Origin of the sequence: Flavobacterium hydatis (assembly GCF_000737695.1) — a bacterium.
Lineage (GTDB): Bacteria > Bacteroidota > Bacteroidia > Flavobacteriales > Flavobacteriaceae > Flavobacterium > Flavobacterium hydatis.
On record NZ_JPRM01000001.1, the window covers coordinates 146023 to 159908 of the forward strand.

Annotated in this window: 16 protein-coding genes and 1 tRNA gene; 3 read left to right on the forward strand and 14 right to left on the reverse strand. The window is 32.4% G+C overall.

Features of this window, described 5'->3' with window-relative positions:
* The first annotated feature begins 46 nt into the window (after positions 1-46).
* Positions 47-2497 (forward strand): ATP-binding protein, encoded by a 2451-nt coding sequence (locus IW20_RS00660; protein WP_035617483.1) that lies wholly within the window; start codon positions 47-49, stop codon positions 2495-2497.
* Here IW20_RS00660 and IW20_RS00665 read toward each other — a convergent pair.
* From IW20_RS00665 to pdxA, 11 genes are all read right to left on the reverse strand, one after another.
* Positions 2494-3825 (reverse strand): sigma-54-dependent transcriptional regulator, encoded by a 1332-nt coding sequence (locus IW20_RS00665; protein WP_035617485.1) that lies wholly within the window; start codon positions 3823-3825, stop codon positions 2494-2496. The genes IW20_RS00660 and IW20_RS00665 overlap by 4 nt on opposite strands.
* 123 nt (positions 3826-3948) lie before the next feature.
* A complete protein-coding gene (locus IW20_RS00670) occupies positions 3949-4245 on the reverse strand; it encodes a hypothetical protein (RefSeq protein ID WP_035617487.1) in 297 nt (98 codons plus the stop codon).
* Positions 4246-4278: 33 nt separating this feature from the next.
* Entirely contained in the window at positions 4279-4575 is a 297-nt protein-coding gene (locus IW20_RS00675) for a hypothetical protein (protein ID WP_035617489.1), read from the reverse strand.
* Positions 4576-4623: 48 nt separating this feature from the next.
* On the reverse strand, positions 4624-4920 hold the full coding sequence (locus IW20_RS00680; RefSeq protein ID WP_035617491.1) for a hypothetical protein: 297 nt from the start codon (positions 4918-4920) through the stop codon (positions 4624-4626).
* Positions 4921-4976: 56 nt separating this feature from the next.
* Positions 4977-5273: a hypothetical protein gene (locus tag IW20_RS00685; RefSeq protein ID WP_035617497.1), complete on the reverse strand. Its 297-nt coding sequence runs from the start codon at positions 5271-5273 to the stop codon at positions 4977-4979.
* A 261-nt stretch (positions 5274-5534) separates the two neighbouring features.
* Positions 5535-6881, reverse strand: a complete 1347-nt coding sequence (accC, locus tag IW20_RS00690) for an acetyl-CoA carboxylase biotin carboxylase subunit (protein WP_035617499.1) — start codon at positions 6879-6881, stop codon at positions 5535-5537.
* An 89-nt stretch (positions 6882-6970) separates the two neighbouring features.
* Positions 6971-7450, reverse strand: a complete 480-nt coding sequence (gene accB / locus IW20_RS00695; RefSeq protein ID WP_035617503.1) for an acetyl-CoA carboxylase biotin carboxyl carrier protein — start codon at positions 7448-7450, stop codon at positions 6971-6973.
* 22 nt (positions 7451-7472) lie between these two features.
* The gene (locus tag IW20_RS00700) at positions 7473-8471 is read right to left on the reverse strand and encodes a beta-ketoacyl-ACP synthase III (RefSeq protein ID WP_035617505.1); all 999 of its coding nucleotides are present in this window, start codon (positions 8469-8471) and stop codon (positions 7473-7475) included.
* 172 nt (positions 8472-8643) lie between these two features.
* Entirely contained in the window at positions 8644-8838 is a 195-nt protein-coding gene (gene rpmF, locus IW20_RS00705) for a 50S ribosomal protein L32 (RefSeq protein ID WP_007137315.1), read from the reverse strand.
* Between the two features lie 9 nt (positions 8839-8847).
* On the reverse strand, positions 8848-9390 hold the full coding sequence (locus tag IW20_RS00710; protein WP_035617507.1) for a YceD family protein: 543 nt from the start codon (positions 9388-9390) through the stop codon (positions 8848-8850).
* A gap of 107 nt (positions 9391-9497) precedes the next feature.
* A complete protein-coding gene (gene pdxA, locus IW20_RS00715; protein WP_035617510.1) occupies positions 9498-10547 on the reverse strand; it encodes a 4-hydroxythreonine-4-phosphate dehydrogenase PdxA in 1050 nt (349 codons plus the stop codon).
* Between the two features lie 58 nt (positions 10548-10605).
* On the opposite strand from pdxA, the gene IW20_RS00720 reads away from it, so the two are divergent.
* Complete coding sequence (locus tag IW20_RS00720) at positions 10606-11193, forward strand: riboflavin synthase (RefSeq protein WP_035617512.1); 588 nt, start codon at positions 10606-10608, stop codon at positions 11191-11193.
* A 34-nt stretch (positions 11194-11227) separates the two neighbouring features.
* On the opposite strand, the gene IW20_RS00725 is transcribed toward IW20_RS00720, so the two are convergent.
* On the reverse strand, positions 11228-11443 hold the full coding sequence (locus IW20_RS00725; protein ID WP_035617514.1) for a hypothetical protein: 216 nt from the start codon (positions 11441-11443) through the stop codon (positions 11228-11230).
* Between the two features lie 450 nt (positions 11444-11893).
* On the opposite strand from IW20_RS00725, the gene IW20_RS00730 reads away from it, so the two are divergent.
* The gene (locus IW20_RS00730) at positions 11894-13183 is read left to right on the forward strand and encodes a cytochrome P450 family protein (protein WP_165571399.1); all 1290 of its coding nucleotides are present in this window, start codon (positions 11894-11896) and stop codon (positions 13181-13183) included.
* Between the two features lie 55 nt (positions 13184-13238).
* On the opposite strand, the gene IW20_RS00735 is transcribed toward IW20_RS00730, so the two are convergent.
* Both IW20_RS00735 and mce read right to left on the reverse strand, forming a co-directional pair.
* A tRNA-Ile gene (locus IW20_RS00735) sits at positions 13239-13312 on the reverse strand.
* Between the two features lie 145 nt (positions 13313-13457).
* On the reverse strand, positions 13458-13859 hold the full coding sequence (gene mce / locus IW20_RS00740; protein ID WP_081912417.1) for a methylmalonyl-CoA epimerase: 402 nt from the start codon (positions 13857-13859) through the stop codon (positions 13458-13460).
* Positions 13860-13886 lie beyond the last annotated feature (27 nt).

The following is a 13886-nucleotide window of genomic DNA, read 5'->3' on the forward strand; positions in this document are numbered from 1 at the left end:
TAAAATTTAAAAACACATCCCATACTAATTATTTCAACCATATAATATGGAAAGTAAGAAGAGTTACATTCCGCTTAAAGTTTTTATAAGTTATATAGCATTAGCTTCGCTTGTAATTAGTGTGGGGTGGGTTTTATATTCAGAAAACGTTATTTATTCGAAAATAGAAAGTAAAATTGCTTTTGAAAAGACTAAAATTTTAAAAGTTAGTCAGCTTTTTTCGAATGTATACAAAACAGAAAGTCTTGCCCGAAAGACAATTCAGTCTAATTCGGAATCAGACTTTGAACACTACATTAAGGAATCTGACTCTTTACGAATTCGAATAGATTCTTTAAAAAAAATTGTTACTACGCAATCGCAAATTGTTTTGCTAGATAGCGTAAATTATTTATTGGCCGAAAAAACCAAAAACATTCGTCAATTAAAAACCATCAAAAGCAAAGCTAATGATGAAGTTACGGTAAACAATGCCATAGACGAATTAACCAAACTAGAATTTTCTTTACGTAAATTACAACTTGAAGATTTTACAAAAAATCCAGGGCAATTAGGAAGTTATCAGCGTAATGTACTCCAAAAATATGTTGATTACCTCAACCAAAATATCCCAGATGATAGCACAAATACGTTAAGCAAAAAAGCATCAGATTCAATTTTATCTACATCCAAAAAATTATTAAGCTCTGTAAAAAGAGAAACGGAAAAGAAAAAAGAATCTCTAAATTATCAGGAGAATAAATTACTTAAAAATGAAATTTTAATATCGGAACAACTCCGAAAAGTATTGCGAATTATTGAACGAGAAATCATAATTAACTCGATAAAATATAATACTGATAAAGAAAAATCATTAAAAAAAATTAATCAAATTGTAACTGGAGCAGCCGTTGTTGGTTTATTGCTTACGGTCTTTTTCTCTATACTTATTGCCAGCGATTACTCTAAAACACAACTATATAAGAAACAATTAGAAATTGCCAATTTTAAGACTAAGAATCTCTTAAAAAGTCGTGAACAACTTATCTCTACGGTAAGTCATGATTTAAAAACACCATTAAGTACAATTGTAGGTTATACCGAACTTTTAGGCAATTCTGACTTAAATACGAAGCAATCGTATTTTATAAGGAATATCAAAAATTCATCAGAATACATTTCGCAATTAGTGCAAGACTTACTTGATTTTTCTCAAATCGAAGCAGGGAAAATTGCCATTGAGAAAAAACCTTTCTTACTTCCTGAAATTATAACCGATGTGGCTAAAAATATTCAATCGGTTTACAAACAAAAAGACATTGAACTCATTATTAAAACTGACGAAAGATTAAACCAAAGAATAATTGGAGATTCGTTTCGATTAAAACAGATTTTAAGTAATATCATAGGGAATGCCTATAAATTTACCGAAGAAGGTTTTATAAAAATCGATGCTACAATTAATCATAATGGAGGATTCGTTTTTATAAAAGTAGAAGATTCAGGTATCGGGATTGAGAAAAAAAATCAGAATCTTGTATTTGAGGAATTTGCTCAGGCAAATGAAAATATAGAAAAAAAATATGGCGGTACAGGTTTAGGACTTGCAATATCTAAAAAGATAGCAACTCTTTTGGGTGGTGATTTACATCTAAAAAGTGTTTTTGGAAAAGGTAGTACTTTCGAAATTCAACTTCCGTTAGTTTTCGATACTAATACAGAATTTGAGTTTGAAGAAACAAATAAAGAAATTCATATTGCTCCTATTATTAGTGCCAAAACTGCAATTGTAATAGATGACGATAGCAATTTATTAGGCTTAACTTCTGAGGTTTTAAAACAACATAATTACACGGTTTTAGCTTTTGGGAATGCCAATGAAGCATTAAAAGCTATAGAAAATACTCCTTTTGATTTTATCATAACAGATATTCAAATGCCAGAAGTTGATGGTTTTCAGTTTTTAGAAAAACTAAAAGAAAGCAGTAATTCTCAATATAAAGACCAACCTATAATTGCTTTAACAGGAAGAGATGATCTAGATCTAGACGTTTATACCAATGCAGGATTTACAACTGTTGTAAAAAAACCATATTCGCCTAAAGCATTATTACAAACAATACTTTTTCTCTTTGATAATTCGTCTGAGATTAATCAAGAAGAGAACGAAAGTGATAATACCGATTTAGAAAAAGGATTCTCTCTTGCCCCTTTAAAATCATTTTTATCGAATGATAAAGATGCCTTGCAAGAAGTACTTAAAACTTTCATAAAAACAACAAAGGAAAACCTAGTAGTTTTAGAAAAAAGTATTGCCGAGAAAGATATGATTGAGATAAGAGCTATTGCACATAGAATAGCTCCGATGTTTAAACAAATTCAAGCTTCTGAAATCAGTAAAATTCTGGATAATCTAGAGCGCAAGAAATATACTGACACTGATCTAGAAACAATTTTCGATACATTAAAAACAGAGATTAATTCGCTACTCCTAATCTTAGAAAAAGAAATAGCTTAATCTATATCGTATTGTTTTAGCTTATTGTATAATGTTTTTCTAGTAATCTTAAGCATTTTTGCCGCTTCCGATTTATTGTTTTTGGCTTTTGCCAAAGCATGAATAATAGCTTCTTTTTCATTTTCAGATAATGAAAAATCATTTGGAACTTGTTTTTCAACATGAAAAAATTCTATTGGCAATACATTACTTTCTATAAAATCTCCTTGTGATAAAAGTGTTGCCCGCTTCACGCAATTCTGAAGTTCCCTTAAATTACCTGGCCACCTATATTTCTGAAAAATAGCAATTACTTCGGCAGAGAAACCTATGATATTTTTATTTAATTGTTCATTGGCTTTTTCAAGAAAGAAATCTGCAAATAACATCAAATCTTCTTCCCTATCAATCAATGAAGGCGAATGTATAGAAAACTCATTAATTCGGTGGTATAAATCCTCACGAAAGTCTCCTTTTTTTACAGCTTCGCGCAAATCTTCATTGGTCGCCGTTACTATACGTATATCAACATCGATTTCTTTATTACTTCCTACAGGCTTTATCTTTCGTTCCTGCAAAGCTCTTAAAAGCTGAATTTGGTTTTCATACGAAAGATTCCCAATTTCGTCCAGAAATATTGTTCCTCCATTTGCCGCTTCAAAATAACCTATCTTATCTGTTACCGCTCCAGTAAAAGAACCTTTTAAATGACCAAAAAACTCACTTGCAGCCAATTCTTTTGGTATTGCACCACAATCTACCGCAATAAAATTATTGCCTTTTCTGGGGCTTTGTTCATGAATACTTTTGGCAATGATCTCTTTTCCTGTACCGCTTTCGCCAATAATTAAAACCGACATATTCGTTGGACTTACTAACTCGATATGTTCTGCTAATTTTTTTGAAGCTTTAGAAATTCCTTTTACAAATTCAAATCCACTAGATTTTTTCTGAACTTTAGTTTTTTGTTCTTTCTCAGGGACCTCAGGTGAGGTTTGTAAAGCATTTGTAATTACAAGTAAAACTTCTTCTGGATTAAATGGTTTCGAGATATAATCTGCAGCACCATTTTTAATTGCTTTTACAGCAGTATTTACATCTGAATATCCTGTCATTAAAATAACCGGAATTTCAGGATACATTTTTTTAAACTCAGACATCAAACCAATCCCATCAGAATCTGGAAGCCTCAAGTCTGTAATAATAAGATCAAAAGATTCTTCTTTGATTATATTTCGTGCTTCGGCTGCAGAAAAAGCAGTCACGACTGTGTATGATTTTTTTGTTAGAAATTTATCTAACAATTTACAAAACGAAATATCATCTTCTATTAATAAAATCTTCGGCATTAGTATTTGGGCTTTTCAGGCTAAAATAAGACTAAAATAATTGTATTCTCATAAAATTTTGCAAAAAAAAAGAGATTGCAAATGCAATCTCTCTTTAAAAAAACCTAAACTAATCTACCTAAATTATATTTTTATCCAATTGCCATTGACATCTGAATAGACAGTAGCCTTTTGGTCACCAACTGAAATTTCTAATTTATATTCTTTTTTTTCATTTACATATGCCTTATCAAGTTTCGCATCCGGATAAGCCTTTTGTAAAGCTGTTTTTACCGGTACCGGTACTGCATCTACACTAACTTCTGTATAACCATCTTGCACTGTTACAATTTTAGTAACTGGCTCTGTAGTTGTTATAGTTGCTGCGTAAATTGATAAACTCCCAAAAACAACTGCTGCGGATAAGATTAACTTTTTCATAATGATATATGTTTTAATTTATTTGGCTTGTAATTATTTCTTTATCAAATTTCCTGATGCATCAGAAAAAATAGTATACTTTTTATCACCATGAGCGATTTCTAGTTTGTACACATTTTTCTCATTTTTGTATGCTTTCTCAAGTTTTGCTCCCGGAAAAGATTTTTCAAGGGTCGCTTTTACTTCTGCAGGAAGTGCATCTGCTCCAATTTCTGTGTACTCATCTTGAATACTAATTACTTTTACTGTTGGTTGTGTACTAGCTACAGTTGCAGCATTAACTGATAAACCACCTAATACGATTGCTGCTGATAAGATTAACTTTTTCATAATAATAGATTTTAATGTTTTTAATTTATTTTAAACCACTAAGTTAGATTATTTTTTAATCCAGTTTCCAGTAGCGTCTGCAAAAAGATTTCCTACTTTATCTCCTACAGTAACATCTAGTTTATATTCTTTGTTTGCATTTACATATGCTTTATTAAGAACTGCATCTGGATACGCTTTTTTCAAAGCTGCTGTGATAGCTGCTGGCAATTCTTCGATTTTTACTTCAGTATATTCCTCTTGAACTGATGTAGTTTTAACATCTAAAACTGAAGTTGGTAAAGTTGTTGCAAATGAAGACAAACTTCCTAATACGATTGCTGCTGATAAGATTAACTTTTTCATAATGATATATTTTTAATGTTTTTATTTTATTTTGGGTTTATAGTTTCTAGATTGAATTATTTTTTAATCCAATTTCCTGTAGCATCTGCAAAAAGATTTCCTACTTTATCTCCTACAGTTACATCTAGTTTGTACTCTTTGTTTGCATTTACATATGCTTTAGTAAGTACTGCATCTGGATATGCTTTTTTCAAAGCTGCTGTAATTGGCGCTGGTACTTCTTCGATTTTTACTTCAGTATATTCCTCTTGAACTGATGTTGTTTTAACATCTAAAACTGAAGTTGGTAAAGTTGTTGCAAATGAAGATAGACTTCCTAATACGATTGCGGCTGATAAGATTAACTTTTTCATAATAATAGATTTTAAATTATTTGTGTTGTTTTACACTTCAGATAAAGAAATTATTATGCCGCAAAATTCAACAAATCACAAAACATAACAACATGTTGATTTTTAGCTATTTAAATAAAATAAATCATGTTACACACAATCATAAAGTGTGTAAACTGGATAAAAAGTGTGTAAAAAGTACACACTTTTTCATTAAGAAAAGGCGGAAACAAAAAAAAGCCTCACATTGCTGTGAGGCTTTTAGAATAATATAGTAAAGTTTTATTCTGGATCTTTCATTTTAAATGTGTCCATAAAAGCAGTTGTATAATCTCCTGCAATATAACGTGGATCATCCATTAATTGTCTATGGAAAGGAATTGTAGTTTTTACTCCTTCGATTACAAACTCATCCAAGGCTCTTCTCATTTTGCTAATTGCTTCTTCACGAGATTGTGCAGTAGTAATCAATTTAGCAATCATAGAATCGTAGTTTGGCGGAATGCTATATCCTGAATACACGTGAGTATCTAAACGTACACCGTGCCCTCCTGGCATATGAAGCGTAGTAATTTTTCCTGGCGAAGGACGAAAATCGTTATAAGGATCTTCAGCATTAATACGACATTCTATAGCGTGTAATTGTGGTAAATAATTTTTTCCTGAGATTGGAATTCCAGCTGCCACCATAATTTGCTCACGGATCAAGTCATAATCAATAACTTGTTCTGTAATTGGGTGCTCAACCTGAATACGTGTATTCATCTCCATGAAATAGAAATTTCTGTGTTTATCTACCAAAAATTCTACTGTTCCAGCTCCTTCATACTTAATAAATTCAGCAGCTTTTACAGCAGCTTCACCCATTTTAGCACGCAAATCATCTGTCATGAATGGCGAAGGAGTTTCTTCAGTTAATTTCTGGTGACGACGTTGTACAGAACAATCTCTTTCAGAAAGGTGACATGCTTTACCATAAGCATCACCAACAATCTGAATTTCGATATGACGTGGTTCCTCGATTAATTTCTCAAGGTACATTCCGTCATTACCAAAAGCTGCAAGTGATTCTTGACGTGCACTATCCCAAGCTTTTTGAAGTTCTTCAGGTTTCCAAACAGCTCTCATACCTTTTCCACCACCACCGGCAGTAGCTTTAAGCATTACTGGATAACCAAATTCTTCAGCTAATTTTTGTGTTTGTTCAAATGATTCTAATAATCCATCTGAACCTGGTACACAAGGAACTCCTGCTTCTTTCATTGTAGCTTTAGCAGAAGCTTTATCTCCCATTCTGTCAATCATTTCAGGAGCAGCACCAATAAATTTGATTCCGTGTTCCTGACATATTTTAGAAAATTTAGAATTTTCAGAAAGAAATCCGTATCCCGGATGTATTGCATCTGCGTTAGTAATTTCTGCAGCAGCAATAATATTTGACATTTTCAAATACGATAAGTTACTCGGAGGAGGACCTATACAAACTGCTTCATCTGCAAATTTAACATGCAAACTTTCGGCATCGGCTGTAGAGTAAACTGCAACAGTCTTAATCCCCATTTCCTTACATGTACGAATTACACGAAGTGCAATTTCCCCTCTATTCGCAATTAATATTTTTTTAAACATCTTTTTAAAATTAGATAATTAGATAATTAGATAGTTTGATCATTAGATTATAGAAAATTTCTACAATCCAAAATCTAAAATCTAAATTTTTATGATGGATCTACTAAAAACAATGGTTGATCAAACTCAACTGGAGACATATCGTCTACTAAAATCTTAACAATTTTACCAGAAACTTCAGATTCAATTTCATTGAATAATTTCATTGCTTCAATAACACAAAGTACATCTCCTTTTGCAATTGTTGAACCTACCTCTGCAAAAGCTGGTTTGTCTGGTGAAGGTTTTCTATAAAAAGTTCCAATAATTGGTGATTTTATAGTGATAAATTTAGAATTTTCAGCTGCTGCTGGAGCTTCTGTATTTGTTACTACCGGAATAGCTTGTGGCACTACAGCTTGTGGTAATGTAGCTTGAGTAGGTAATTGTTGTACATAAGTAGTCTCTGTTACATTCCCCTCTAAAGTAGTTCTAATGGTGATCTTAACATCATCCATCTCCAATTTTACTTCAGCAACTCCCGAATTTGCTACAAATTTGATTAGGTTTTGAATTTCTTTTAAATCCATAATATTCGTTTTTAGTTTAAATTTATTTTTTATCGTAAGCCCATTTTAGGTAAATAGATCCCCAAGTGAATCCACCTCCAAAAGCGGCAAAAATAATGTTATCTCCTTTTTTGAATAAATGCTCAAAATCGCTAAGTACCAATGGTAATGTAGCCGATGTTGTATTTCCGTATCTTTCGATATTCATTAATACTTTTGAGTCTTCTAAGTCCATCCTGTGTGCAGTAGCATCAATGATACGCTTATTTGCCTGATGTGGCACTAACCAATTTACGTCTTGATTTGTTAAATTATTTCTCTTAAGAATTAATTCGCTTGCATCAGCCATATTGGTAACAGCATATTTAAATACAGTTTTCCCGTCTTGAATAATATTATGTTTATTATTTTGAACCGTTTCTAAAGTAGTTGGGGTTAATGACCCACCAGCTGATATTTTCAAGAAATCACGACCTACTCCATCACTACGCAAGTATTCGTCTTGTAAGCCTAAACCTTCGTAATTTGGTTCAAATAATACTGCTCCTGCTCCATCTCCAAAAATAATACAAGTTGATCTGTCTGTATAATCTACTATCGAAGACATTTTATCTGCCCCTATTAGTAATACTTTTTTATATCTTCCTGATTGAATGTATGCTGCAGCTGTAGACATTCCGTAAAGGAAGCTAGAACAAGCTGCTTGTAAATCGTATGCGAATGCATTTGTTGCGCCAATTTCTGTTGCAACATAAACTCCTGTAGAAGCTACTGGCATATCTGCTGTAGCGGTTGCCATTATTACCATATCAATCTCTAAAGGATCAATATTTGCTTTGGCTATTAAATCTTGTGCTGCTTTTATAGCAAGGAATGAGGTTCCTTTATCAGTATCTTTAAGAATTCTTCTTTCTTTTATTCCGGTGCGGGTAGTAATCCATTCATCGTTGGTATCTACCATAGTTTCTAAGACTTTGTTTGAAAGTACAAAGTCTGGAACATAAGCTCCAACAGCGGTTATTGCGGCTGTGATTGTATTCATTATATTCAATTATTTCCTTTCAAATACTAGTATTTGAAAAATTTTTAAAAGACTTGAAAATTACAAAAAAAATTCTAAACGTAATGTCTTAATTTTCTTAAATAACGAAAATTATTACTAACAAAAAAAACTCTCACATAGTGAGAGTTCTAATATCATTTACAAAAATGTATTAAGCAACAGCTACAGATTTATCTATAACAACTTGCCCTCTGTAGTACATTTTTCCTTCATGCCAGTAAGCTCTGTGGTATAAATGTGCTTCTCCAGTAATAGGACATGTAGCGATTTGAGCTACAGTAGCTTTATAATGTGTTCTTCTCTTATCTCTTCTTGTTTTCGAGATTTTTCTCTTAGGATGTGCCATTTTACTATATTATTTATCCGTTAATAGTTTCTTTAATTTGTCCCAACGAGGGTCAATATCTTCTTCTTTTGTACTCTCTACTTTTTGTTCTTTTATAGTTAATTCATTTAGTTTATCTAAAGCTTCCGTTTTTAAACTTCCATCTTTAACTCCTGGATGAATTCTTTTTAGAGGAACCGAAAGTGCAATCATTTCATAGATATATTGTGCAATATCTATTTCGAATTCACCATAAGGCAGAATAAGCAATTCTTCATTGTCATTATTAAAAGCTTCTCCAAAACGCACTATCAACTTCATACTACCTTTTAAAGGTAAATCAAAATCTTCGCTTGTTAAGTCACATGGTACATTTACAGTACCTTTGTGTTTGAAACCCAACTCTAACATGTTGCTTTTCTTCTCTAAAACTACATTTACTTTGATATCAGAATTTTGAAATTCTTCATACTCAAAGTTCTCAAAGAACACATTATTTATTTGATACTCAAAATGGTGTTTCCCTAACTTTAATCCTACGAAAGGAATTAAATATTCTTTTGTCTTGCTCATTTCAACATCATTTTTCCTAATTCATATTCTAAACCATAGAAGTCTGAATCGGGGTGCAAAGATATAAAATTATTGTAAAACTAATAATCTTATTCACCTTTTTTTGTTTATAACTGTTTTTCTTTTATTTTAAGAGGTTTTTTGCTAATCTCCTCATATTGATTACGAGAGCGAAATATGTCTATTGCTAAATAAACAGCCTCTTTAAATGAATTGTAATCCGCAACATCTTTTCCTGCAATATCATAAGCTGTACCGTGATCTGGTGAGGTTCTCACCTTGTTTAAACCTGCAGTATAATTAACTCCTTTACCAAATGCCAACGTTTTAAAAGGAACCAATCCCTGATCATGATATGTTGCTACAATTGCATCATATTTCTCATATTGACCACTCCCAAAAAAACCATCTGCTGGAAAAGGTCCAAAAACCAATGTTCCTTTATCAAATATTTTCTTTAAAGCTGGTTTTAAAATCGCATCATCTTCTTTACCAATTACTCCTCCATCACCACAATGTGGATTAATTCCTAAAACAGCAATTTTCGGCTTATTGATACTAAAATCCTGAATCAGTGACTGCTTAATTGTTTGGATTTTACGCTCTATTAATTCCTCTGTAAGATGTGATGCAACCTCACTTAGCGGAATATGATCTGTTAACAAACCAACTCTTAGATTATCCTGAACCATCATCATCAAAGCATTACCTTCTAACTCTTGATCCAAATAATCAGTATGTCCAGGAAATTTAAATGTTTCCGATTGAATATTATACTTATTAATAGGTGCCGTTACCAAAACATCTACCACCCCTTCTTTTAAAGCTTTAGTAGCAGCAACAAAAGATTTTATCGCATACTCCCCCACTTTATCATCATTAGTCCCCAGATTAATATCAATACCTTCTCTCCAAAGATTAAATACATTAATTTTCCCTGGCAAAATCTGATCTAATTTATCGATCCCATGCAACATTACTGATGACGTGAAATTCTTCTTGATAAAAGAAAGGATTTTTACATTTGCAAAAATAACTGGTGTGCATAGCTCAAGCATCCGAGAATCTTCGAATGTTTTAAGTACAACTTCGCTTCCAATACCGTTTAAATCTCCTATTGAAATTCCAACGATTATATTTTCTGCATTTTTTATCATGACCTCAGGTTATTTATTACTAATTTTGATGTGCAAATTTAGTAAAATAAAATAAGAAATGTTTACAGGAATCATAGAAACCCTTGGCAAAGTAACCGAAATAAGAAAAGACAGAGACAATCTTCATATAACTGTAGATTCTACCATTACAAATGAACTTAAAATTGACCAAAGCGTATCCCACAATGGTATTTGCTTAACAGTTGTAAATATACAGGATTCACTTTACACCGTTACAGCCATCGCCGAGACAATACAAAAAACAAATATTGGAGACTGGAAAACTGGCGACATCGTTAACCTAGAAAGAGGTATGAAACTTAGCGACCGTCTTGACGGACATATTGTACAAGGTCACGTAGACCAAACAGGGAATTGCATAGCAATAGAAGAAGCAAACGGAAGCTGGAACTACACTTTCGAGTACGACGAAAAACTAAGCAATATCACAATCGAAAAAGGATCAATTACCGTAAACGGAGTTAGCTTGACAGTTGTAAATTCTAAGAAAAATCAATTTAGCGTTTCCATTATCCCTTATACTTTTGAGAATACTAATTTCAAAGATTTTAAAGTTGGAACTAAAATAAATTTAGAGTTTGATGTGATTGGAAAATACGTATCCAGATTATACAAAAACAACTAAAAAATAAAAGCATTAAAAAAACAAAAAACTCCAGTTATGCTGGAGTTTTTTGTTTTAATTTATATTTATATATACTATAAATTCCGAATGATAATGCTCCTACAAGCAGCAATACTAGATTTTCATCAATAGGTACTGGTGGTAACGGTGGTCCTTTTCGGGGAGGGCTTGGTGGCGGACCCGCCAAAGCCGTAGCCATATTAAACAACAAGAAAAAAACCATTAAAAACTTACTTGAAATAATTTTCATATAAAAATATTAGCTACCTGAGTTCAACACAATAAATAAAGGAAATCTGTTTTTTTTTTATTAAATCCTGCAATGAAAAACTCAAAACAAAATTGCCGGACAAATGTATAAATTTAATAGAAAGTTGCAACACCTTAACAAAAAAAGCTTTAACAAATTCCAAAGACCAAAACAACTCACACCTTTAAAAACACACAACTTACTGAATACAAGCAAATTCTATTTTAAACACACATATTCGCTGCAACACCTAATGCACTAAAAAACCTACATAAGGCACCGACAAAACACATCTTTAAATATCAAACTTCTAGCTCCACTTATCAAATTCAAAAGCATCTATAATATTTAAATAATTAAAAATCAATACATTACAGTTGTTTCAATTAGTTTTTACGTATTTTTATAATGAGTTTCACCCCAAACGCAACTCCACTAAAAATACCTACCATGAAAAATCCTGTTATTAACGACAAGACAAACTTTATCGAAAACCAAAACACCTGTCCTTACACTACAAAACCACAGGTTCCGATTGATTTTTATAACCCTGAATTTATTGCAAACCCTGAACTAACATTTCAAAAACTAAGAAATACAGCTCCGATTCAGCAAATTACACTAGGAGACGAATTCCCCGTCTGGCTAATTTCTAGATACGACGATATAACCAATGTATTACGAGATTCCAGATTTATTAAATCTCCTGACAATTTAAGATCATCAACTAATGAACCCTTAAAAGGAAAAACAGAAAGAAACACTCCCGCCTACGTACTCCGAAGGTGGCATATGCTTGCCAAAGACCCACCTCAACACACCCGCTTAAGAAATTTTTCTAAAAAAGCTTTTACTCCAAAAATAATCAAAGAGATGCGTTCTCGAATTCTACAAATCACCAATGGATTAATAGACACCATTTACAATACCCAAAAAATAGATTTCATCGATGATTTCGCATACCAATTACCCATTATCGTAATTACAGAATTATTAGACCTCCCGATCGAAGATCGAGAAAAAATCAGGAATTGGTCTGATATTTTAATTGAAGTCCAAATAACCGAGAAAAACAAACAATCCATCAATGAAAACTCACAAGCCTTTACTGATTATTTAAAAAATATCTTTGCTTTACGCAGAAAAAAACCAGGTAATGACCTCATCAGTTCTTTTTTAAAACTTGAAGAAACCAAGAATCACATGACAGAAGACGAACTCTACGCAACAATCTTCTTACTCATAATTGCCGGCCATGAAACTACAGTTAACTTAATCGGTAACGGAATACACGCTTTACTTTCTCACCCAGAACAACTAAATCTGTTAAAAAACAATCCTCATTTAATTCATTCCGCCGTCGAAGAAATACTGAGATACAATGGACCAGTATTAACTTCAACAATGCGATTGGCTGCAGTAGACATCGTTATCAATAATATCACAATTAAAAAAGGAGAAGGAGTACTAGTATTATTATCCTCTGCAAATCAAGATGAAACTCAATTTGACAATCCACTAAAGTTTGATATCACGAGAAAATCATCTCAACATCTTGCTTTTGGTTACGGAATCCATTTTTGTATCGGAGCGCCTTTAGCGCGTTTAGAATGCGAGATAGCCATAAATACCATCTTAAAACGCTTGCCAAACATAAAATTTGACACCAAATCCAACCCTCCCGAATGGCGAGCTAGTACAATTGTAAGAGGTTTAAAAAAATTCCCTGTTGTTTTTTAAAAAAAGCCACAAAAAAAGCCTCTACATTGCTGCAAAGGCTTTTAAGCTTAAAATGTGGTCCCACCTGGGCTCGAACCAGGGACCACCTGATTATGAGTCAGGTGCTCTAACCAGCTGAGCTATAGGACCGGTTTCGAGGTTGCAATATTACTACTATTTTTCATTTGTAGCAAATATTTGGGGATGATTTTTACATTAATTTCGTTAATAATTTCAGCAAAATCAAAACTACCTGATTACTAAACCTCTAACTTACGCATTAAATACTCTAAAATTATTTAATTTCCTGACACAACTCAATCAAAACTCCATTTGTGCTTTTGGGATGTAAAAAAACTACCAATTTATTGTCTGCTCCTTTTTTGGGAGTTTCATTTAAAACAACAAAACCTTCATTTTTTAAACGCTCCACTTCGGCAATGATATCTGTTACATCAAAAGCTATATGATGAATCCCTTCTCCTTTTTTCTCTAAAAACTTAGCAATCGGACTTTCTGGATTTGTTGCAGCCAGAAGCTCTATTTTATTTGGTCCGTTTTGAAAAAACGAAGTTATCACCCCTTCGCTTTCTACTGCTTCTGATTTATATGCAGGAACTCCGAAAAGCTTTTCAAACAAAAGATTCGAGACTTCTAAATCTTTAACTGCAATTCCTATATGTTCTATTTTATTCATCATCTTAAATTGATTTAAAAAACACCG

Coding starts and splice junctions, on each gene's coding strand:
- pdxA (WP_035617510.1), bottom strand. CDS start 10,547: ATGATAAAAAATGCAGAAAATATAATCGTTGGAATTTCAATAGGAGAT.
- IW20_RS00710 (WP_035617507.1), bottom strand. CDS start 9,390: ATGAGCAAGACAAAAGAATATTTAATTCCTTTCGTAGGATTAAAGTTA.
- IW20_RS00675 (WP_035617489.1), bottom strand. CDS start 4,575: ATGAAAAAGTTAATCTTATCAGCAGCAATCGTATTAGGTGGTTTATCA.
- IW20_RS00665 (WP_035617485.1), bottom strand. CDS start 3,825: ATGCCGAAGATTTTATTAATAGAAGATGATATTTCGTTTTGTAAATTG.
- IW20_RS00670 (WP_035617487.1), bottom strand. CDS start 4,245: ATGAAAAAGTTAATCTTATCCGCAGCAGTTGTTTTTGGGAGTTTATCA.
- IW20_RS00700 (WP_035617505.1), bottom strand. CDS start 8,471: ATGAATACAATCACAGCCGCAATAACCGCTGTTGGAGCTTATGTTCCA.
- IW20_RS00685 (WP_035617497.1), bottom strand. CDS start 5,273: ATGAAAAAGTTAATCTTATCAGCCGCAATCGTATTAGGAAGTCTATCT.
- IW20_RS00725 (WP_035617514.1), bottom strand. CDS start 11,443: ATGAAAATTATTTCAAGTAAGTTTTTAATGGTTTTTTTCTTGTTGTTT.
- IW20_RS00730 (WP_165571399.1), top strand. CDS start 11,894: ATGAAAAATCCTGTTATTAACGACAAGACAAACTTTATCGAAAACCAA.
- rpmF (WP_007137315.1), bottom strand. CDS start 8,838: ATGGCACATCCTAAGAGAAAAATCTCGAAAACAAGAAGAGATAAGAGA.
- IW20_RS00720 (WP_035617512.1), top strand. CDS start 10,606: ATGTTTACAGGAATCATAGAAACCCTTGGCAAAGTAACCGAAATAAGA.
- accB (WP_035617503.1), bottom strand. CDS start 7,450: ATGGATTTAAAAGAAATTCAAAACCTAATCAAATTTGTAGCAAATTCG.
- accC (WP_035617499.1), bottom strand. CDS start 6,881: ATGTTTAAAAAAATATTAATTGCGAATAGAGGGGAAATTGCACTTCGT.
- IW20_RS00680 (WP_035617491.1), bottom strand. CDS start 4,920: ATGAAAAAGTTAATCTTATCAGCAGCAATCGTATTAGGAAGTTTGTCT.
- IW20_RS00660 (WP_035617483.1), top strand. CDS start 47: ATGGAAAGTAAGAAGAGTTACATTCCGCTTAAAGTTTTTATAAGTTAT.
- mce (WP_081912417.1), bottom strand. CDS start 13,859: ATGAATAAAATAGAACATATAGGAATTGCAGTTAAAGATTTAGAAGTC.